Below are 19,408 nucleotides of genomic sequence, written 5' to 3'. Positions count from 1 at the left end.
CCTCGGCGGCGGGCGGACCATATTCACGCCATGGCCGCCGCGAACCGTCCCATCTATCTGGATAACCACGCCACCACGCCGTTGGATCCGCGCGTGCTGGCGGCCATGCGGCCCTGGTGGGAAGAGAATTTCGCCAATCCGCACAGCGTCGAGCATGCCCTCGGCCGCGCCGCCGACGAGGCGGTCGAGGAAGCCCGCCGCCAGGTCGCCGCGCTGATCGGCGCCGACCCGCGCGAGATCATCTTCACCTCGGGCGCGACCGAGGCGAACAACCTGGCCATCAAGGGCGCCGCCCGCTTCGCCCGCGACCATGGCGACCCCCGCCGCCGCCTGATCGCCCCGGTCACCGAGCATAAATGCGTCCTGGAAAGCCTGCGCGACCTGGAGGCGGAGGGCTTCGAGCCCGTCCTGCTGCCGGTCGGCCCCGACGGGCTGCTGGCGCCGGAGACGCTGCGGGCCGCGCTCGAGGTGCCGACCCTGCTGGTCTCGGTCATGGCGGTGAACAACGAAATTGGCGTCGCCCAGGATCTTTCGGCCCTTTCCGCCATCGCCAAGGCGGCCGGCGCCCTGTTCCATTGCGACGCGGCCCAGGGGGCAGGGCGGGTGCCGCTCGACATGGGCGCCCTGCCGATCGACCTTCTCTCGCTCTCCGGTCACAAGATCTATGGCCCCAAAGGGATCGGTGCCCTCTATGTCCGCCGGCGGCCGCGGGTGCGCATTTCGCCGCTGTTCTCAGGCGGCGGGCAGGAGCGGGGGTTGCGCTCCGGCACCCTGCCGGCGCCGCTGCTGGTCGGCCTGGGCGAGGCCGCCCGCCTGGCCGCCGCCGAAGCGGCAACCGACGAGGCCCGCATCGCCGGCCTGCGCGACCGCCTGCTGGCGCGGCTTCGGACCGATGTCCCGGGGCTGGAGGCGAATGCCGCCGCCGCCCCCCGCGTCGCCGGCAACCTGAACCTGACCTTCCCGGGGGGCGTTTCCGCCCAGGCCATGCTCGCGGCCATGCCCGAGCTTTGCGTCTCGACCGGCTCGGCCTGTTCCTCGGCCGAGATCGAGCCTTCCTATGTGCTGCGCGCCATCGGGCTGGATGCGGCGGCAGCGGGGGCAACCTTGCGGATCGGCATTGGGCGCTTTACTTCGCGAGACGATGTGGATAACGCGGCCTCCCTGCTGGCGCGCGCCTGGACCCACGCGCTTTCCGAAACCCGAGATGCGGCGGAGTAGACGAACGGCGATGCCGAAGATGACCTTCATCGAGCGCGACGGATCGCGCCGCGAAGTCGAGGCCCCGCTTGGCCTTTCCGTGCTCGAGATCGCGCATAAGCACGATGTCGACATCGAGGGCGCCTGCGAGGGCAGCCTCGCCTGCTCGACCTGCCATGTCATCGTCGATGCCGAGTGGTTCGAGAAGCTGAAGGACCCCTCGGAGGACGAGGAGGACATGCTCGACCTCGCCTTCGACCTTCAGGAAACCTCGCGCCTCGGCTGCCAGCTGATCATGACCGAGGCGCTCGACGGGCTGGTCGTCAAGCTGCCCGCCGGCACCCGCGCGGCCTGAGGCGCTGGCGGTGCTTGCCCCGTATGGCGCCCCCGACGGCCTGCTGCACCGTCTGCGCGATGCCGCGGCGGGGCGTTGGGACGCCTATTGCTGGCACCCCTTCGTCCAGCAGCTGGCCGAGGGCAGCCTGCCGCTGCCCGCCTTCCGCCGCTACCTGACGCAGGACTGGCTGTTCCTGATCCAGTTCGCCCGCGCCAAGGCGCTGGCCGCCTTCAAGGCCGAGAGCCTGGAGGCGCTGCGCAGCAAGGCGAGCTCGCTCAATGCGCTGCTGTCCGAGATGCAGATGCACCTGAATTTCTGCGCCGAATGGGGCCTGTCGGAGGCCGATGTCCTGGCCGAGCTCGAGGCGCCGCAGACCGTTGCCTATACCCGCTGGGTGATCGACCGCGGCCTGGCGGGCGACATCCTCGACCTCGAGGTGGCGCTGGCCCCCTGCACCATCGGCTATGGCGAGATCGCGCTGCGCATCGCCGCCCATCCCGGCCGCAAGCGGGTGGGCAACCCTTACGAGTCCTGGATCGAGACCTACGCCTCGCTGGGCTACCAGGCGCTGGCCAGCAGCGCGGCACGGCGGCTCGACAAGCTCGGCGAGACGCATGGCGGCGGTCCCCGCTTCGCCTCGCTGTCGGCGACCTTCTCCGAGGCCGCCCGGCTCGAAGCGGATTTCTGGCAGATGGGGCTGGACGCCAAGTCATGAAGATCCTGGTCGCCATGTCGGGCGGCGTCGACTCGTCGGTCGTCGCCGGGCTGCTGAAGGAGCAGGGGCACGAGGTCATCGGCGCCACGCTGCAGCTCTACGACCATGGCGCCGCGATCGAGAAGAAGGGCGCCTGCTGCGCCGGGCAGGACATCCATGATGCCCGCGACGTCGCCGAGCGCCTGGGCATCCCGCATTACGTGCTGGACCGCGAGCGCCGCTTCCGCGACGCGGTGATCGAGGATTTCGCCGAGGCCTATGCCCGCGGCGAGACGCCGATCCCCTGTGTCCGCTGCAACCAGACGGTCAAGTTCCAGGATCTTGTGCTGCTGGCGCGTGACCTGGGCTGCGACGCCATGGCCACCGGCCATTACGTGCGCCGCGTCGAGGGCGCCGAGGGGCCGGAGCTGCACCGCGCCGCCGACCCGGCGCGCGACCAGTCCTATTTCCTCTTCGCCACCACGCGGGAGCAGCTGGCCTTCAGCCTGTTCCCGCTGGGGGGCTACGTCTCGAAGGCCGAGGTACGGGCGGAAGCTGTGCGGCTTGGCCTCGCCGTCGCCGAGAAGCCGGACAGCCAGGATATCTGCTTCGTGCCGCAGGGCAGCTATGCCGAGCTGGTCTCCAAGCTGCGCCCCGAGGCCAGCGAGCCCGGCACCATCGAGCATGCCGATGGCCGGGTGCTGGGCACGCATCGCGGCATCGCGCGCTACACGGTGGGGCAGGGGCGTGGCCTCGGCCAGGCGTCCCGCGATGGCGAGGAGGCGCTCTATGTCACCGCCCTCGACGCCGCGCGCCGTCGCGTGGTGGTGGCGCCGCGTGGCGCGCTGGCCTCTGCTGAGGTGCGGGTGGGCGAGGTCAACTGGCTGATCGCGCCGCCCGCGGCGCCCATGCCCTGCCAGGTGAAGCTGCGCGCGCGCGAGGTTCCGCAGCCTGCCACCGCCCTGTGGGACGCCGCCGCCGGCATCCTGCGCGTTCAGCTGGAGCAGCCGGCGATCGCCGCGCCGGGCCAGGGCTGCGTGCTGTATGATGGCGATCGCGTTCTCGGCGGCGGATTTATTCGCCGTGCCGCGCAAGCGGTTGACAGCGCAGGCCGCGCCGCCTAAACGGCGCCACCCGGTTGGAAAGCCCGATCGGAAAGCTTTGGCGGTGTAGCTCAGCTGGTTAGAGCACGGCACTCATAATGCCGGGGTCGGCGGTTCAAGTCCGCCCGCCGCTACCAAACGACAAAGGCTGCGGTCCCTGATGGGACCGCAGCCTTTGTCGTTTCAGGGGTTGGATTTCTCAGCGCGAGCGGTAGCGCAGCACGCTGGCTTGCGCCGCCAGATGCGGCAGCGGCGCGCCATGCCGGTGGCGGTAGGCTTCGGCATAGGCGGCGCGCTCCAGCGCCTCGCATTCATCCAGATAGCGCAGCAGGGTCCGCAACGCCCTTTCGGAGCTGGCATGCTTGCGCCGGAAGCGGCGCCACAGCGTCAGCGCGTTCACCGCCCAGGCGTCGTAGGCGTGCTCCTGCAGGCGTCGGCGGATCGGTGGCGGCAGCGCATCGAAGGCGGCCCAGTCATCGCCGGACAGCCGGGTCCAGATCTGGGCACGCTGGGTGACATCGTTCGTCGGGGCATGGCGCATATAGGAACATTATAACATTCCTTTCAGGACGGCCAGGGATGCGGGGTTGAAACTCACGGTGCCGTGATTTCGGCTTGAGGAACCAGAAAGTTGAATGCTAGGAGTGGCTCGGTGAGGCCCCGGGGGGGGCGGGGCGGTGCAAGAGGGCGAAAGCCATGTGGTTGCAGCGCTTCTTCGGCACCCGGCCACCGGCCGGGGCTGGCTTTCCAGTGGGATCCGCGCCGGCACGGCGCACGGAACGGGGTGCCCGCCCTGGCTTCGCCGAGGATCTCCGGCCGTTCGATCCGGTGCGGCTCGACCCGATGCGGCCCCCGGCGGGGCTGTCCCGCAGCCTGCCGCGCGACCTGGCCACGGCCGAGCCGCGGCCGCGCGGGCCGGAGGCCATGCCCTTCCAGACCACCGGGCCGCAGGGCCATCGCGGCCGCATGCGCAGCCGGCTGCTGGACCGCGGCCCCGGCGGCCTGGCGGATTACGAGGTGCTGGAGATGCTGCTGTTCCTCGCCTTCAAGCAGGGCGACACCAAGCCGCTCGCCAAGGCGCTGATCAACCGCTACGGCAGCTTCGCGCGCGTCATGACGGCGCCGCAGCAGGAGCTGCTGGCCACGCCAGGCCTGGGCGAGCACAGCGTCACCGCCATCAAGCTGGTGCAGGACGCCGCGATCCGCCTCAGCCGCGCCGAGCTCGCCGAGCAGCCGGTGCTGAACAACTGGGAGCGGCTGATGGACTACCTGACCGCCGCCCTGTCGCGCGAGACGGTGGAGCAGTTCCGCGTGCTGTTCCTCGACAGCCGCAACCGCCTGCTGGCCGACGAGGCCCAGGCGCGCGGCACGGTCAACCACACGCCGGTCTATCCGAGGGAGGTGATCAAGCGCGCGCTGGAGCTGCATGCGACGGCGCTGATCCTGGTGCACAACCATCCGAGCGGCGACCCGACGCCCAGCCGCGCCGATATCAGCATGACCGCCGAGATCCGCAGCGCCGGCGAGCTGCTGGCCGTGGTGGTGCATGACCACATCATCATCGGCAATGGCCGCCAGCTTTCCTTCCGGCGCGAGGGGCTGCTGTGACGCGCCATTTCCTCGATCGCCTGGCGCTACGCACCGGTTGCATTCGCGCCCCCGCGGGTGTTCTTCCGCCGCATTCCTTGGGGGAGAATTCCGCATGCCCGGCTTCCGCGCCACCCTTGCCTGCCTGGCCGTCGTGCCGGCGCTGGCCCTTGCCACCGCGGGGCCGGCCGGCGCCCAGACGCTGCGCATCGGCCTCTCCGCCGAGACCACCTCGGCCGATCCGCACAACTACGCGCTGACGCCGAACAACACGCTGCGCCAGCATGTCTTCGAGGCGCTGACCGATATCGACGCCGATTTCGAGGTGCAGCCGGCGCTGGCCGTCAGCTGGCAGCGCGAAGACGACATGAGCTGGGTGTTCAAGCTGCGCCCCGGCGTGCGCTTCCACAACGGCCAGGCCTTCACCGCCCGCGACGTGGTCTTCAGCTACTGCCGCATCCTCAACAACGAGGCGGAGGTGGTGCAGTCCTATTCCCGCCTGGTGCGGCGCCTGGCCAGGGTCGAGGCGGTCGACGACCAGACGGTGCGCATCGTGACGCGCGAGGCCGAGCCGCTGCTGCTGAACGACCTCAGCAGCCTGCCGCTGCTGCCGCACAGCCTCATCGGCGAGGCGAAGCTTGACTTCGCCGCCGGCGAGAAATGCGGCTATGCCGGCGCCTGGCCGACGGCGGCGCAGTTCAACGACACCAGCGCCGCCATCGGCACCGGCCCCTATCGCCTGCGCGCCTATAGCCGCAGCGCGGCGACCGAGCTGGAGCGCTTCGACGGCTATTGGGGCCAGAAGCCGCATTGGCAGCAGGTTCGGCTGACCCCGGTGACCGCCGCTGGGCCGCGCCTGGCCGGGCTGCTGGCCGGCGACCAGGACCTGATCGAAAGCCCGGCGACCGGCGACCTGTCGCGGCTGCGCGGCAATGCGGGCTTCGCGCTGTCGGCCAAGCCGACCACCCGGCTGATCTTCCTGCAGCTCGACACCGCGCGTGCCCCCAGCCCCTTCGTCACCGCGCCCGACGGGAAGAACCCGCTGCAGGACGCCCGCGTCCGCCAGGCGCTGTCGCTGGCCATCGACCGCAAGGCGGTGCAGGAGCGGGTGATGGACGGCATCGCCACGCCCGCCGCGCAGTTCCTGCCCGACGGCATGGTCGGCACCATCCCGGGCCTGCCGGTGCTGCCCTTCGACCCCGCCCGCGCCCGCGCCCTGCTGCGCGAGGCCGGCTATGCGGACGGCTTCAGCCTGACCTTCCACGCCACCAACAACCGCTACATCAATGATTCCCGCCTGGCCCAGGTGCTGGCGCAGTTCTGGCAGCGCATCGGCGTCAAGGTCGAGCTGGACGCCATGCCGAGCTCGGTCTTCTTCGGCCGCCGCGGCAAGCGCGAGTTCAGCGTCGCCATGGGCGGCTGGTCGGCCGATGCGGCGGAGACGCTGATGTTCTTCCGCAGCTGGCTGATGTCGACCGACCGCGCCCGCGGCCTTGGCACCAGCAACTATGGCGGCTGGTCGGAGGCCCGCTTCGACAGCCTGTCGAACCAGGCCATGGCGACGATGGACCAGACCGCGCGTGGCGCGCTGCTGCGCCAGGCCAGCGAGGTGGCGCTAGAGCAGATGCCGGTGATCCCGGTGCATTTCGAGAACGCCGTCTGGGCCTTCCGCAAGGGGCTGCGCTATGCCGGCCGGGTCGACCAGACCACCTTCGCGGCCGAGGTGATGCCCGCCGAATGAGCCTGTCGCGGCGCCGTGCCCTGCTGCGGCGGGCGCCGCTCGCAGCCCTGGCCGCCTTCCTGCCGCTGGCAGGCGGCGGGCCGGTGGCGGCGCGTTCCATTCCCCGTCAGCGTCGGCTGACCGTCCAACAGGATCCGTCCATGTCCTTCTCCGAGACCCTGGCCCAGGCGCTGGCCGCGCCCGGCCGCCAGGCGATTCCCTTCACCGACGAGGCCGGCGATGCCAGCCGCCCGCTGGTGCTGCACACCTACCGTTCGCCCGGCTTCACCGCGGACAGCCCGATCGTGCTGGTGCAGCACGGCATGGGCCGCAACGGCGACGAATACCGCGACTTCTGGATCGAGGCCGCCGACCGCCACGGCCTGCTGATCGTCGCCACCACCTTCAGCAATGCCGACTATCCCGGCGCCGAGCTCTACAACAACGGCCATGTGCTCGACTCGACAAGCGCGGTGCGGCCGCGCGGCGAATGGGGCTATGCGGTGCCGGCGCGGGTCTTCGGCTGGCTGCGCCAGGCCGGCATCACCCGCCGCGCGCAGGCGCATTTCTTTGGCCATTCCGCCGGCGGCCAGTTCGGCCACCGCCTGGCCTCGACCGAGGATCTTTCGCCTTACGCCGCCATCACCGTCGGCAATCCGGGCTGGTACACCCTGCCGGACCTGCAGGTGGCCTTCCCCGAGGGCATGGGCGGCATCGGCCTGGGCGAGGCGGAGCTGACCGCGCTGCTGGCCTATCCGCTGCTGATCCTGGCCGGCGAGCAGGATATCGAGACCTCCGGCCCCAGCCTGCCGGCCCAGCCAGCCGCGGTGGCCCAGGGCCCGCACCGCTATGCCCGCGCCCACAACTACCTGGCCGTTGGCCAGGCCGAGGCGGCGCGCCGCGGCGTCGCCTGCAACTGGCGCCTGGTCAGCGTCCCGCATATTGGCCATGACGGCGCCGCCATGTCGCGCGTCTGCGCCAGCCTGTGGTTCGACGGCGCGCTGCCGGCCGAGCCGGTGCTCGCCTCCTGGGGCAAGGGCCAGGGCGCGCTGTAATCCACGCGCAGCCCTGACCGGCGGCAATGCCATGGCGCGTTGATTGACAATTATCACCGAATTTGGTGGTGTATTCGTCAATCAACGTCCATCGGGACCTGCCAGCCATGACCAAGATCTTCGTCATCCACGAGAACCCGCAATGGCTGCCGCCGCTGGCCGAGGCCTTCGACCGGATTGGCCTGCCCTGGGCCGAGCTCGACCTGTCGCGCGGCGTCTTCGACCTCAGCGCGGCGCCGCCGGAGGGCATCTTCTACAACCGGATGAGCGCCTCCTCGCACACGCGCGGCCATCGCTACGCGGCGGAGCTGACGGCGGGCGTGCTGGCCTGGCTGACCCGGCATGGCCGCCGCGTGGTCAATGGCCCGGCGGCGCTGGACCTGGAGATCAGCAAGGTCCGCCAATATGCCGCGCTGGAGCAGGCCGGCCTGCGCATTCCACGCACGGTCATGGTGCAGGACGACAATGCGGCGCTGATCGCCGCCGCCCGCCGGCATTTCGCGCCCGGCCCGCTGATCCTGAAGCCCAACCGCGGCGGCAAGGGGCTGGGCGTGCGGCTCTTCGCCTCGGTCGAGGCGCTGGAGGCGCATCTGGAGAACGCCCCTGCCGAGGAGGCCCCGGTCGACGGCATCTGGCTGCTGCAGGACTATATCCGCGCCGAGCGCCCGGTGATCACCCGGGCCGAGTTCGCCGGCGGCCGCTTCGTCTATGCGGTGGAGGTCGACACGACCTCTGGCTTCGAACTCTGCCCGGCCGATGTCTGCGCGACCGATGTCCAGGCGGCTGGAGACGCCTTCTGCCCGGTCGGCGCCGCGCCCGCGGTGCCCGCGGCGCCGCGCTTCACCGTGCTGAAGGACGGCATCGAGGCGCCGCTGCGCAACCGGCTGGAGGCCTTCCTGGCGGCCAGCGGCGTCGATGTCGCCGGCATCGAGTTCATCCGCGACCTCGAGGGCCAGCCGCTGGTCTATGACGTGAACACCAACACCAACTACAACCCGGCGGCCGAGGAAGCGGCCGGCATCGCCGGCACCGCGCGCTCCGGCCCCGGCGCCCTGGCGGCGTTCCTGGCGGCCGAGCTCGGCCACCGGCAGCAGCAGGCGGCCTAATCAACGCGAACGGCCGGGGCCATCCCCCGGCCGTCTCGCTGTTCAGGCCAGGACTTCCTGCGCCCCGCCATCCAGGCAGAGTGCCAGAAATTCTTCCGGCGCCATCGGGCGGCCCCAGAGCCAGCCCTGCACCTCGTGGCAGCCGATGCGGCGGGCCTGGTCCAGCTCTTCCTCGGTCTCGACGCCCTCTGCCACCAGCCGCAGCCCCAGCGCATTGGCCATGGCGCCGATCGCCTGCAGGAAGGCGGTGCCGGCGGCATCGCGCGCCGCGTCGCGGATGAAGACGCGGTCGATCTTCAGCTCGTCGATCGGCAGGTGGCGCAGCCGCGACAGCGACGAATAGCCGGTGCCGAAATCGTCGATGGCGACAGCGCAGCCCAGCCGCTGCAGCTCGCGCAGATTCTCGTCCAGCAGGCCGGGGCCGCCGATCAGCGCGCTTTCCGTCAGCTCGATGCCCAGGCGATCGCCGGGCACGCCCTGCCGCGCCAGCCGGGCGGCGATCATGGCGGTCAGGTTGTGCCGGGCCAGCTGGGCGGGCGGAAAGTTCATCGACAGCCGCTGGCCAGGACGCAGCCGGGCCAGCAGCGGCATCACCTGGTCGAAGACAAACTCGGTCAGCGGCTGGATCAGCCCGGTCTCCTCCGCCAGCGGGACAAAATCATCGGGCGGGATCAGGCAGCCATCCTCGCGGCGCCAGCGCACCAGGGCCTCGCCGCCGGTCAACTGGCGCTGGTCGGCGGTGAAGCGCGGCTGCACCTCGATGAACAGCCCGCCATGGTCCAGCGCGCGGCGCAGCCCCTGGGCGGTCGAGAAGCGGCGGGCGGCGGTGTTGCGCATGGCGCTGGCGAAGCCGCGGATGCTGCCGGGCGCGCGGCGCTTGGCATCCAGCAGGGCGATCTCGGCCGCCTCCAGCAGCCCGTCGGGGCGGGTGTCGTCGACCGGGGCCATGGCGATGCCGATGGTCACCGGCGGCAGGCGGAAGCCGCTTTCGCCATGGCCCTCGGGCACCGCGCCCTCGACCGAGACGGCGATGCGGCCGGCCAGCACCTGGGCGCGCTCGGCATCGGCCAGATCGCGCATCAGCACGGCGAAGCGGTCATTGCCGAAGCGCGACAGCAGGCAGTCATGCGGCAGCACGTCGGCGATGCGGCGGGCGGCGGTGCGCAGCACGCGGTCGCCCGCTGCAAAACCGATCGTGCCGTTCAGCGCGCTGAAATCCACCAGGTCGACCAGCAGCAGCGTGGCGCGCGCGCCGGGGCGCTCCAGCAGCCGGGCCAGCTCCTCCTTCAAGCGGCGCTGGTTGGGCAGGCCGGTCAGCTCGTCGTTATAGGCCAGCCGCTCGATGCGCTGCTGCGCCTCGTGGATGGCGGTGTTGTCGCGCAGCACGCCGATGAAGTGGCGGACGCCGTCGAGCTCGACCTCGCTCAGGCTGAAATGGATGCGCAGCATGCGGCCATCGCGATGGCGGGCGAAGCTCTCCTGGGCGCTGCTGCCGACCGGGATCGGGCTGATGCGCAGATAGCGCTCCAGATAGGTCGCGTGCTCGCTGGCCTCCTGCGGATTGCCGAGCTGGGCGACATGGCGGCCCTGCAGATCCTCCGCCGTCCAGCCGAGGATCTCGACCACCTTGCGGTTGGCATAGACGATATGGCCGTGCTCGTCGGCCAGCACGATGCCCTCGGCGATGTTCTCGACCACCGTGCGAAAGCGGTGCTCGCTTTCCGAGACGCGCAGCATGGCGTCCTGCAGCTCGGTGATGTCGCGACCGATGCCGTGGATCTCGACCATCCGGCCATGCGCGTCGAAGGCGGCGATATTGACCCAGTGCCGCCAGCCGGGCCGGCCATCCGCACCCTTGTGGCGCAGGATATGGCCGAGCAGCGGCTCCTCGGGCGTCAGCCGGGCGAATTGCGCCAGCAGCGTCGGGCGCTCGGCGGCGGGGACCATGTCGCTCAGCCGCTGGCCCAGCAGGTGCTGCGGGCCACGGCCGGCGGCGCGGGCATAGGCGGCGTTGACGAAGGTCAGCGCGGTATCCGGCCGGCAGCGGTAGATCAGCGCTTCCTGCGCCAGGAAGGCGTCGATCACCAGCTGGCCGCCGGTCTGGTGCGCCATGCGGCGGCGCGCCATCTCGCCCGGGTCGATGCCGTAGCCGACCAGCAGCCGGGTGCCGCCGGCGGGGTCGGGCAAGGGCACCAGCGCCATGTCCCAGTCGCGTGGGCCATCGGCATGCGGCAGGCAGGCGGTCAGGTCGACGACGCAGCCGCCATCCCAGGCGAAGCGCAGCTGCTCGACCAGCTGGCGGGCCAGGTCGGGCTGGAACAGCTCCTCCGGACGGCGGCCGACCAGCTCCTCGAGCGGGCGGCCGGTGACCGCGGCCAGCGCCGGGTTGATCTGCAGGAAGCGGAAGCCGCCGTCATCCAGCCCGGCCAGGAAGGCAGGCAGCGGGCATCGGGCCAGGAAGTGATGCAGGTCCCCTGGGGACATGACGATCGGTCACTCGGTCAGGACATGAAGACGGGGCAGGGCATGCACAGGCGCCCCGGGCGCCGGCCAGGGTTATCGCCTGCTGGCCGGCCGGGGCTTGAACGACATTCGCGCAAGGGGGCGCAAAGCGTCTCTATTCTGTCAATTCTGCGTCAGCTTTGACAAGCGAAGCGCGTGGTCGGGCGGATTAAACCTTGAGGTCCGGCACAAGCTCTTCCTGATAAATCATGGAGAACAAGGCCGAACCTCACGCAAATTCCGCATTCGCAATATATAAGTTTGGTTGTTTTTAACTTAAAAATACAACCTTTGGTTGCTTGCGGGCCAAAAATCCCCGAACCTGCAATCCTGGATTGTGGCGCTTGATCAGAGAGCTCGATTCGCGCGGGCCACCACGGCCTCGAACAGCACCTGGCAGCCAGCGGCCGCCTCCTCCGGCAGGATGCTCTCAGCCTCGTTGTGCGACAGGCCATCCTTGCAGGGGGTGAAGATCATCGCGGTCGGCACGCTGCGCGCCACATAGACCGCGTCATGCCCGGCGCCCGAGACGATCTCCCGCGCCGAATAGCCGAGCCGTGCGGCGGCCTGGCGCACCAGGTCGACGCAGCCGGCATCGAAGGGCTGCATCGGAATGCGGAACAGCTCCTTGAGCTCCAGCGCGCAGCCATTGGCGGCGACCAGGGCTGCGGCCTCGGCGGGGAAGCTGCCGGCCAGGTGCTCGATCTGGGCGTCGTCGGGGTGGCGGAACTCAATGGAGAAGCGCACCTCGCCGGGGATGACATTGCGGCTGTTGGGCAGGACATGCAGCTGGCCCACCGTGCCGCGGCCATCCTCGCCCCGCTCGCGCATCAGCGCGTCGACCCGCTCGATCACCCGCGCCGCCGCCAGCAGCGCGTCGCGCCGGGTGGAGGGCGGGGTGGTGCCGGCATGGGCGTCCTGGCCGGTGATCACCGCATCGTACCAGACCTGGGACTGGGCGCCGGTGACGATGCCGATCTGGCGGCCCTCCCGCTCCAGGATCGGGCCCTGCTCGATATGCAGCTCGAAATAGGCGTCGGCCGGGAAGGGGCGGGCCGGGTGCTCGCCCTTGTAGCCGATGGCCTCCAGCGCCTCGCCGACGGTGACGCCGTCGACATCGGCCAGGCCATAGACCTTCTCCAGCGTGTAGATGCCGGCCCAGGCGCCGCTGCCCATCAGCGAATGGCCGAAGCGGCTGCCTTCCTCGTCGGTCCAGTTGACCAGCTCGATCGGCGCCTCGGTCTGGACGTTCAGGTCGTGCAGGGTGCGCATCACCTCCAGCCCGGCGATGACGCCGAGCGCCCCGTCGAACTTGCCGCCCGAGGGCTGGCTGTCCAGGTGGCTGCCCAGCAGCACCGGCCTGCGCGACGGGTCGCGCCCCTCGCGGCGCGCGAACATATTGCCGATGGCGTCGATCCGGACGGTCAGCCCCACGGCCTCGCACCACTGGGTGAAGCGCTGGCGGCCGGCCTTGTCGACCTCGGTCAGGGTCAGCCGCTTGACGCCGCCCTTCGGCGTGGCGCCGATCTCGGCCATCGCCATCAGGCTGTCCCAGAGGCGCTGCGCGTCGATCCGCTGATTGGTGCCTGACATCGGATTTCCCTTGCGAGTACGGCCGAGCATCTTGCCGCCCGGGCGCCGCTCTGCAAGCCTGCCCCGCCTTTCCCCGGGGAGACTTCTCATGGCCCATGCCCTTGGCACGCCGCGTGCCGCCGCCATCCTGCGCAATTCCGACCTGGATGCCGATGCGGTGCGCCAGGCGCGCATCGACCTCGCCGCCTGCTTCCGCATGGCCGCGCGGCTCGGCCTGCATGAGGGCATCTGCAACCACCTCTCGGCCATGGTGCCGGGGCGGGACGACCTGTTCATGGTCAATCCCTATGGCTGGGCCTTCGCCGAGGTGACCGCCAGCCGGCTGCTGATCTGCGACTTCCACGGCAACGTGGTGGCCGGCGAGGGCGAGCCGGAGGCGACTGCCTTCTATATTCACGGCCGGGTGCACCTGAAGAACCCGCGGGCCCGGGCCGCCTTCCACACCCACATGCCGAACGCGACCGCGCTGTCGATGCTGGAGGGGCCGCCGCTGGTCTGGGCCGGGCAGACGGCGCTGAAGTTCTACGGCCGCACCGTGGTCGACGAGGAATATAACGGCCTGGCGCTGGACGAGGCCGAGGGCGACCGCATCGCCGCCTCGATGGGCGAGGCCGATATCGTCTTCATGAAGAACCACGGTGTCATGGTGGTCGGGCCCACCATCGCCGAGGCCTGGGACGACCTCTACTACCTGGAGCGCGCCTGCGAGGTGCAGCGGATGGCGCTGGCCACCAACCGGCCGCTGAAGCCGGTGCCGGCCGAGCTGGCGCAGCGCACCTATGAGCAGATGCGCGCCGGCGACAGCGAGAGCGCCAGGCTGCACCTGGAGAGCGTCAAGCGCATCCTGGCGCGCGAGGAGCCCGATTATCTCGACTGAAGCGGGCGCGACGGGCGCCGCCGCGGCCGGGCGCCGCATCGGCTTCGCCTGCCTGGTCTTCACCGCGGCCGGCTGGGGCATGACCTGGCCGGTGCTGAAGACGGTGATGCAGGAGCTGCCGGCGCTGACCGCGCGCGGCCTGGGCGGGCTGCTGGCTGCGGTCGGGCTGGGGCTGGCGGCGCTCGCGCTGCGCCGGCCGCTGGCGGTGCCGCGCAGCGAGCGGCTGCCCCTGCTGGTCGCCGCTTTGCTGAACTATTCCGCCTGGATGGGTTTTTCGACCTTGGGCCTGCGCATCCTCTCGGCCGGGGAGGGCGCTCTGGTCGCCTATACCATGCCGGTCTGGGCCGCCCTGCTGGCCTGGCCGGTGCTGGGGGAGCGGCCGACGCTGGCCCGGCTGGCGGCGCTCGGCATGGGGATGGGCGGGGTTGCGGTGCTGATGAGCGGCCAGTCGCTCTCGGCCGGGCTGGAGAAGCTGCCCGGCGTGCTGCTGGTGCTGGCGGCGGCGCTGTGCTTCGCGCTGGGCGCCGTGCTGAGCAAGCGGCGGCCGCTGGTGCTGCATCCGCTGACCTCGGTGGTCTGGCAGGTGGGGATCGGCAGCCTGCCGATCTTGGCGGGCGCCGCGCTGATGGAGCAACCGGACTGGGGCCAGGCCAGCGCCCTGAGCTGGGGTGGCATCGTCTATATGGGCGCGGTGCCGCTGTCGCTCTGCTACCTGACCTGGTTCGCGGCGCTGCGGCGGCTGCCGGCGGGGACGGCGGCGATGGGCACGCTGCTGACGCCGATGGTGGGCATGCTGGCGAGCGCTGCGCTGCTGGGCGAGCCGCTGGGCTGGCGCCAGGCGGTGGCGCTGGCGATGACGCTGGGCGGGGTGGTGCTGGCGCTGCGGGGATAGCTGCTGACGCTGGCAAAGCCGGCCCGAAACGCCTAAGCCCCGCCGCATGACCGACAGCCCCGACAGCCTGGACAACGCCCCCGACCGCTCGCTGCTGCGCCTGCTGCCCGGGCGGGACCGCCGGGTGAAGGGCGGGCACCCCTGGGCCTATTCCAACGAGATCGCCATGACGCCGGCGGCGCGCGCCCTGCCGCCCGGCACGCCGATCCGGCTGGAGGGCGATGACGGCGCCAAATACGGCACCTGGCTGTTCAACCCGCACAGCCTGATCGCCGGGCGCTTCCTGTCGCCGCATCCGGCCATCGTGCTGGACAAGCGCTTCTTCCGTGGCCGGCTGGCAGATTGCATGGCGCTGCGCGACCGGCTGGTGGGCGCGCCTTATTACCGCCTGGTGCATGCTGAGGCCGACCGGCTGCCCGGGCTGGTGATCGACCGCTATGACGACGTGCTGGCGTTGCAGGCGAACAGCGCAGGCATGGAGCTGGCGACGCCGCTGCTGGTCGAGGCGCTGCGCGACCTGATCGGGCCGCGCGCCATCGTCGCGCGCAACGATGCCGGGACGCGGAAGCTGGAGGGGCTGCCGGCGGAAAGCCGGCTGCTGCTGGGCGATGACGCCACGGCGCGGGTGAAGGAGGGCGGGCTGGATTTCTCGCTCGACCTGCTGTCGGGGCAGAAGACCGGCTGGTTCTTCGATCAGCGCGACAACCGGCTGCGGGTGGCGGCGCTGAGCCAGGGGGCCTCGGTGCTGGACGCCTTCTGCCACACCGGCGGCTTCGGCCTTCTGGCGGCGGCGGCGGGGGCGGCCAAGGTGACGCTGCTGGATCGCAGCGAGCCGGCGCTGGCGCTGGCCATGGACACGGCGCAGCGGCATGGCTTCGGCGACCGGGTCTCGGCGATGCGCGGCGAGGCGATGGAGACGCTGGAGCGGATGCTGGGCGAGGGGCAGCGCTTCGACGTGGTGGTGGCCGATCCGCCGGCTTTCGCCAAGGCACGCAAGGACCAGCCGGTGGCGATGAAGGCCTATGCGCGGCTGGCGCGGATGGCGGCCGGGCTGGTGGCGCCGGGGGGCATTCTTTTCATTGCCTCCTGCTCGCATCACGTGTCGCCGGGCGATTTCACCGACGCGGTGGCGCATGGGATCAGCCGCACGCGGCGTCCTGCGCGCCTGCTGGCGACGACGGGCGCGGGCCCTGACCACCCGGTGCATCCGCTGCTGCCTGAGAGCGCGTATCTGAAGGGCCTGCTGTTCCACCTCCCCGAATAAAAATAGATGAGCGCAAACGTATACGTTTGCGCGGGGGAATACCTTCCCCCGTCTTCCTTACTTTGCTGCCAGGATGAACAACCGCCGGAACGGCAGCAGCACGGTCCCGTCCGCCTGCGCCGGGTAATGCGGCCGCAGCTTCTCGGCATAGGCCTGGATGAAGCTGGGCCGCGCCGCTTCCGGCAGGGCGTCGAGATAGGGCCGCAGGCTGGTGCCCATGGCCCATTGCACGACGGGGTCGGGCCCCTGCAGCAGGTGGACGTATTCAGTGAACCAGAGCTCCAGCCGGGCGACGCGCGGCCGCAGCAGGTCGTAGTAGTCGTCCGCCTGCAGGATCGGCGGCGCCGAGCGGATGCCGGCCAGCCGGTCCGCCCAGGTCGGGCTGGCTGCGAGCTCGTCCTGCAGGGCGCGCAGCGGGGCGGCGTGCATGGCCGGCATCTGCACCGCCAGCGTGCCGCCGGGCGCCAGGGCGCCGAGCAGCCGGGGAAAGAGCGCCGCATGATCCGGCAGCCAGTGCAGGGCGGCGTTGGTGAAGAGGACATCGACCGCCGCGGCCGGGGACCAGGTCGCGATATCGGCCTGCTCGGTCGGGAAGCCGGCGGCGGCGGCCTTGGCCAGCATGGCGGCCGAGCCGTCGACGCCACGGATCTCGGCGCCGGGGAAGCGGGCGGCGAGCAGGGGCAGGGCGTTGCCGGCGCCGCAGCCGAGGTCGACGACGCGGCCGGGCCCCGGATGCTCGATGCGGGCGATCAGGTCGATGGCCGGGCGCAGCCGCTCATCGGCGAAGCGCAGGTATTGCTCGGGGTTCCAGCTGGGATTGGCGCTCATCGTGGCAAGGTCCGGTCAAAATGCCGCTTCACCAGCAGCAGGCCATAGGCGACGGCCACCAGGAACAGGCCGAAGCCGAGATCCTGGGTGGTGACCAGCGTGAGGTCGTCACGCGCCAGCAGCAGGCCCATCCAGGCCAGGATGCCGGCGCCGACCAGGCGCAGCACGTCGTGCAGGGGCATTTCTCTCTCCTTTTGGCGTCGTCCTTTCGGCCTCGCGCGGTGGCGGGGGCGGGGCAGCGCCACCGAGGCCGGTCAGGCGGCGACCCAGCCGCCGTCGATCGATAGCGCCGAGCCGTTCACGCCGCCGCTGCCCGGGCCGCAGAGATAGAGCGCCATCTGGGCGACCTCGTCCACCTCGACCCAGCGCTTGCTCGGCTGCTTGGCCAGCAGGAAATCCTTCAGCGCGACCTCCTCGCTGACGCCGTGCTTCTCGGCCAGGGCGGCGACCTGCTTCTCGGCCAGGGGCGTGCGGACGAAGCCCGGGCAGATGGCGTTGCAGGTGACGTTGGTCTGGGCGATCTCGAGGGCGATCACCTTGGTCATGCCGACCACGCCATGCTTGGCGGCGACATAGGCCACCTTCTCCGGCGAGCCGACCAGGCCATGGGCGGAGGCGATGTTGATGATCCGCCCCCAGTTGCGCGCCTGCATGCCCGGCAGCACCGCCTTGCTGGCGTGGAAGTTGGAGGAGAGGTTGATGGCGATGATGGCGTCCCACTTCGCCTCGGGGAAATCCTCCACCCGGCTGGTGAACTGGATGCCGGCATTGTTCACCAGGATGTCGACCGGGCCGAGGGCGGCCTCGGCCTCGGCGATCATGGCGCGCACCTGGGCGGGGTCGGACAGGTCGGCGGCCGAATGCGGCGGCTCGGCGCCGGCGACCTCGGCCACGGTGCGGCGGGCGGCGGCGATTTCCTCCGGCGAGCCGAAGCCGTTCAGCATCACCTTCGCGCCAGCCGCGGCCAGCAGCCGGGCGATGCCGAGCCCGATGCCGCTGGTGGAGCCGGTGACCAGGGCGGTGCGGCCCTTCAGACTCTGTTCCATGCGCAGTCTTCCTTGCTGACGGTGGTCGATGACAGGGCCGGTCAGGGCAGGTGGCGCAGCCATCCGGCGAGCCGCCGTGCCCAGGCGGGGGCCAGCTTCCCGCCGAAGGGCGTGGCTGGATAGATCGATCCGGCGCTGGACTGGGCTGCGCGCACCGCCGCCTCGGCGCGGCCGGGCAGGGGCAGGGCGAGCTCCGACAGGGCCGAGAGCGGCAGGCGGCGGCCGATCGCCAGGCTGAGCGGGGCGGCCAGCTCCGCCGCGCCCTGGCCCAGGATGCCGGCGCCGAGCAGCCGGCCGCGCGCATCGACCACCAAGCGGACCATGCCGGCGGTGGCGCCCTCGGCGATGGCCTGGTCGTTGCCGGCGAAGGCCTGGCGCAGGATGCGGGGGTCGTGGCCGACGGCACGCGCCTCGGCCTCGGTCATGCCGATCTGGGCCAGGGCCGGCACGGTGCCGATGGCGCGCGGGCTGGCGGCGGCGTCCAGCCGGGCCGGCAGGCGGAACAGCATGCCGCGGGCGATCACCGCCGCCTGGGCGCCGGCGGCCAGGCCAGGGCGCAGCCCCTCGGGATCGGCGATGTCGCCGGCGGCCCAGACGCGGCGGTTGGTCAGGCTGCGCAGCCCGGCATCGGTGGCGATGCCCTGGGCCGTGGCGCGGATGCCGCCGGCGGCGAGGTCGAGCGGCGCCAGCCGCGGCGCCTGGCCCAAAGCGAAGAGCAGGTGAGAGCCGGCGATGCGCGCGCCGCCCTCGACCACGGCGGCGAGGCCGGCCGCGGCCGCCTCCAGCGCGACGACCGGGCTGTTCTCGAGGATTTCCACGCCATCGGCCCGCAGCGCCTCGCGCAGCGGCTGGCGCAGCTCGGGCTCTTCCGCCTCCAGCAGAGCGGGGCGCGGCACGATCAGGGTGACGCGGCCGCCGAGCCGGGCGAAGGCCTGGGCCAGCTCGACGCCGCGGGCGCTGCCGCCGAGCACCAGCAGATGCGCCGGCAGCGCCTCGAGGCTCAGGAGGGAATCCTCGGTCAGCCAGGGCAGGCCGACCATGCCTGGCAGGTCGGGCAGCACCGGCGCGGTGCCGGCGGCGATGACGGCACGGCGGAAGCTGTGGATGCGGCCGCCGGCCTCGATCCGGTCGGGCGCGGTGAAATGCGCCGAGGCGGCGACCAGCGTCACGCCATGCCGCTGCAGCGCCGTGGCGGAGGCGGGCGGCGCCGCCTCGGCCACGGCGCGGCGCAGATGCGCCTGCAGCCCGGCCCAGTCGAGGGCCACCGGCCCGGCCGACAGGCCGAAGCGCGCCGAGTCCCGCAGCCCGGCGGCACGATGCGCGGCGGCGAGCAGCGCGGCCACCGCCACGGCGCCGCCGGGCAGGGTGGCGCCGGCCGGGGGCGCGCGCTCGAACAGCGCCACCTTGAGGCCAAGAGCTGCGGCCTGGGCTGCCACCGAGAGCCCGGCCGCGCCGGCCCCGATGATCGCCAGGTCGTGGTCAGGCATCGAATCGCATTCCTTCCGGGCGGGTGGGCAGGATGCCGGGGCCGGCGCCCCGCGCCAGCGCGCCGCCCCGCCGGGCCGCGCGATTCGACTCCGCCCCGGGGCCGGCGCAGGGGACCGGGA

18 protein-coding genes and 1 tRNA gene are annotated in these 19,408 nt (G+C 71.5%); 12 read left to right on the top strand and 7 right to left on the bottom strand.

Translation table 11 applies throughout. The features are described from left to right. Nucleotides 1-30 precede the first annotated feature (30 nt). The 5 genes from GVN67_RS16640 to GVN67_RS16620 all read left to right on the top strand — a co-directional run bounded on the left by GVN67_RS16640 (nucleotide 31) and on the right by GVN67_RS16620 (nucleotide 3,468). Nucleotides 31-1,218: a cysteine desulfurase family protein gene (locus tag GVN67_RS16640; protein WP_159997954.1), complete on the top strand. Its 1,188-nt coding sequence runs from the start codon at nucleotides 31-33 to the stop codon at nucleotides 1,216-1,218. Between the two features lie 10 nt (nucleotides 1,219-1,228). Beyond that, nucleotides 1,229-1,552, top strand: coding sequence for a ferredoxin family 2Fe-2S iron-sulfur cluster binding protein (locus GVN67_RS16635; protein ID WP_159997952.1), 324 nt, complete (start codon nucleotides 1,229-1,231; stop codon nucleotides 1,550-1,552). A gap of 4 nt (nucleotides 1,553-1,556) precedes the next feature. Next, a complete protein-coding gene (locus GVN67_RS16630; protein ID WP_159997968.1) occupies nucleotides 1,557-2,249 on the top strand; it encodes a TenA family protein in 693 nt (230 codons plus the stop codon). Next, entirely contained in the window at nucleotides 2,246-3,352 is a 1,107-nt protein-coding gene (gene mnmA / locus GVN67_RS16625; protein WP_159997950.1) for a tRNA 2-thiouridine(34) synthase MnmA, read from the top strand. Before GVN67_RS16630 ends, mnmA begins: the two co-directional genes overlap by 4 nt. Nucleotides 3,353-3,391: 39 nt before the next feature. Then, nucleotides 3,392-3,468, top strand: a tRNA-Met gene (locus tag GVN67_RS16620). Nucleotides 3,469-3,530: 62 nt separating this feature from the next. On the opposite strand, the gene GVN67_RS16615 is transcribed toward GVN67_RS16620, so the two are convergent. Beyond that, nucleotides 3,531-3,872, bottom strand: coding sequence for a DUF6525 family protein (locus tag GVN67_RS16615; RefSeq protein WP_159997948.1), 342 nt, complete (start codon nucleotides 3,870-3,872; stop codon nucleotides 3,531-3,533). Between the two features lie 302 nt (nucleotides 3,873-4,174). Between GVN67_RS16615 and radC the strand changes: the two genes are divergently transcribed. From radC to GVN67_RS16595, 4 genes are all read left to right on the top strand, one after another. Beyond that, the gene (gene radC / locus GVN67_RS16610) at nucleotides 4,175-4,939 is read left to right on the top strand and encodes a RadC family protein (RefSeq protein WP_159997946.1); all 765 of its coding nucleotides are present in this window, start codon (nucleotides 4,175-4,177) and stop codon (nucleotides 4,937-4,939) included. Nucleotides 4,940-5,033: 94 nt separating this feature from the next. Further along, entirely contained in the window at nucleotides 5,034-6,659 is a 1,626-nt protein-coding gene (locus tag GVN67_RS16605) for an ABC transporter substrate-binding protein (RefSeq protein ID WP_159997944.1), read from the top strand. After that, nucleotides 6,656-7,693 (top strand): alpha/beta hydrolase, encoded by a 1,038-nt coding sequence (locus GVN67_RS16600; RefSeq protein ID WP_235035341.1) that lies wholly within the window; start codon nucleotides 6,656-6,658, stop codon nucleotides 7,691-7,693. Before GVN67_RS16605 ends, GVN67_RS16600 begins: the two co-directional genes overlap by 4 nt. Nucleotides 7,694-7,800: 107 nt before the next feature. Further along, entirely contained in the window at nucleotides 7,801-8,799 is a 999-nt protein-coding gene (locus GVN67_RS16595; protein WP_159997942.1) for a RimK family alpha-L-glutamate ligase, read from the top strand. Nucleotides 8,800-8,841: 42 nt separating this feature from the next. Here the strand turns inward: GVN67_RS16595 and GVN67_RS16590 are convergent, their stop codons facing one another. Together GVN67_RS16590 and GVN67_RS16585 are read right to left on the bottom strand one after the other, a co-directional pair. After that, nucleotides 8,842-11,283 carry an EAL domain-containing protein gene (locus tag GVN67_RS16590; protein ID WP_159997940.1) on the bottom strand — a complete coding sequence of 814 codons (2,442 nt, stop codon included), beginning with the start codon at nucleotides 11,281-11,283 and terminating at the stop codon, nucleotides 8,842-8,844. A 366-nt stretch (nucleotides 11,284-11,649) separates the two neighbouring features. Continuing rightward, nucleotides 11,650-12,894, bottom strand: coding sequence for a Zn-dependent hydrolase (locus GVN67_RS16585; RefSeq protein WP_159997938.1), 1,245 nt, complete (start codon nucleotides 12,892-12,894; stop codon nucleotides 11,650-11,652). A gap of 88 nt (nucleotides 12,895-12,982) precedes the next feature. Here GVN67_RS16585 and GVN67_RS16580 point away from each other — a divergent pair, with 88 nt between their 5' ends. Genes GVN67_RS16580 through GVN67_RS16570 form a run of 3 tightly spaced genes read left to right on the top strand, consistent with a single transcriptional unit; the run spans nucleotide 12,983 to nucleotide 15,927 of the window. Continuing rightward, on the top strand, nucleotides 12,983-13,771 hold the full coding sequence (locus tag GVN67_RS16580) for an aldolase (RefSeq protein ID WP_159997936.1): 789 nt from the start codon (nucleotides 12,983-12,985) through the stop codon (nucleotides 13,769-13,771). After that, a complete protein-coding gene (locus GVN67_RS16575; protein ID WP_159997934.1) occupies nucleotides 13,674-14,663 on the top strand; it encodes a DMT family transporter in 990 nt (329 codons plus the stop codon). The genes GVN67_RS16580 and GVN67_RS16575 overlap by 98 nt, the downstream gene beginning before the upstream one ends. Nucleotides 14,664-14,709: 46 nt before the next feature. After that, entirely contained in the window at nucleotides 14,710-15,927 is a 1,218-nt protein-coding gene (locus tag GVN67_RS16570; protein WP_159997932.1) for a class I SAM-dependent rRNA methyltransferase, read from the top strand. A gap of 57 nt (nucleotides 15,928-15,984) precedes the next feature. On the opposite strand, the gene GVN67_RS16565 is transcribed toward GVN67_RS16570, so the two are convergent. The 4 genes from GVN67_RS16565 to GVN67_RS16550 form a co-directional block, all read right to left on the bottom strand. Beyond that, nucleotides 15,985-16,755, bottom strand: coding sequence for a methyltransferase domain-containing protein (locus tag GVN67_RS16565; RefSeq protein WP_159997930.1), 771 nt, complete (start codon nucleotides 16,753-16,755; stop codon nucleotides 15,985-15,987). After that, nucleotides 16,752-16,937: a hypothetical protein gene (locus GVN67_RS16560; protein ID WP_159997928.1), complete on the bottom strand. Its 186-nt coding sequence runs from the start codon at nucleotides 16,935-16,937 to the stop codon at nucleotides 16,752-16,754. The genes GVN67_RS16565 and GVN67_RS16560 overlap by 4 nt, the downstream gene beginning before the upstream one ends. 72 nt (nucleotides 16,938-17,009) lie before the next feature. After that, nucleotides 17,010-17,801 carry a 3-hydroxybutyrate dehydrogenase gene (locus tag GVN67_RS16555; RefSeq protein ID WP_159997926.1) on the bottom strand — a complete coding sequence of 264 codons (792 nt, stop codon included), beginning with the start codon at nucleotides 17,799-17,801 and terminating at the stop codon, nucleotides 17,010-17,012. Nucleotides 17,802-17,842: 41 nt separating this feature from the next. Then, complete coding sequence (locus tag GVN67_RS16550) at nucleotides 17,843-19,288, bottom strand: FAD-dependent oxidoreductase (RefSeq protein WP_159997924.1); 1,446 nt, start codon at nucleotides 19,286-19,288, stop codon at nucleotides 17,843-17,845. Nucleotides 19,289-19,408: the final 120 nt, after the last annotated feature.

Origin of the sequence: Roseomonas sp. 18066 (genome assembly GCF_902706185.1) — a bacterium.
In the GTDB taxonomy this organism is placed as follows: Bacteria; Pseudomonadota; Alphaproteobacteria; order Acetobacterales; family Acetobacteraceae; genus Pseudoroseomonas.
The sequence above is the reverse complement of the archived record's forward strand: the minus strand, read 5'-3'. Positions and strand labels throughout refer to the sequence as shown.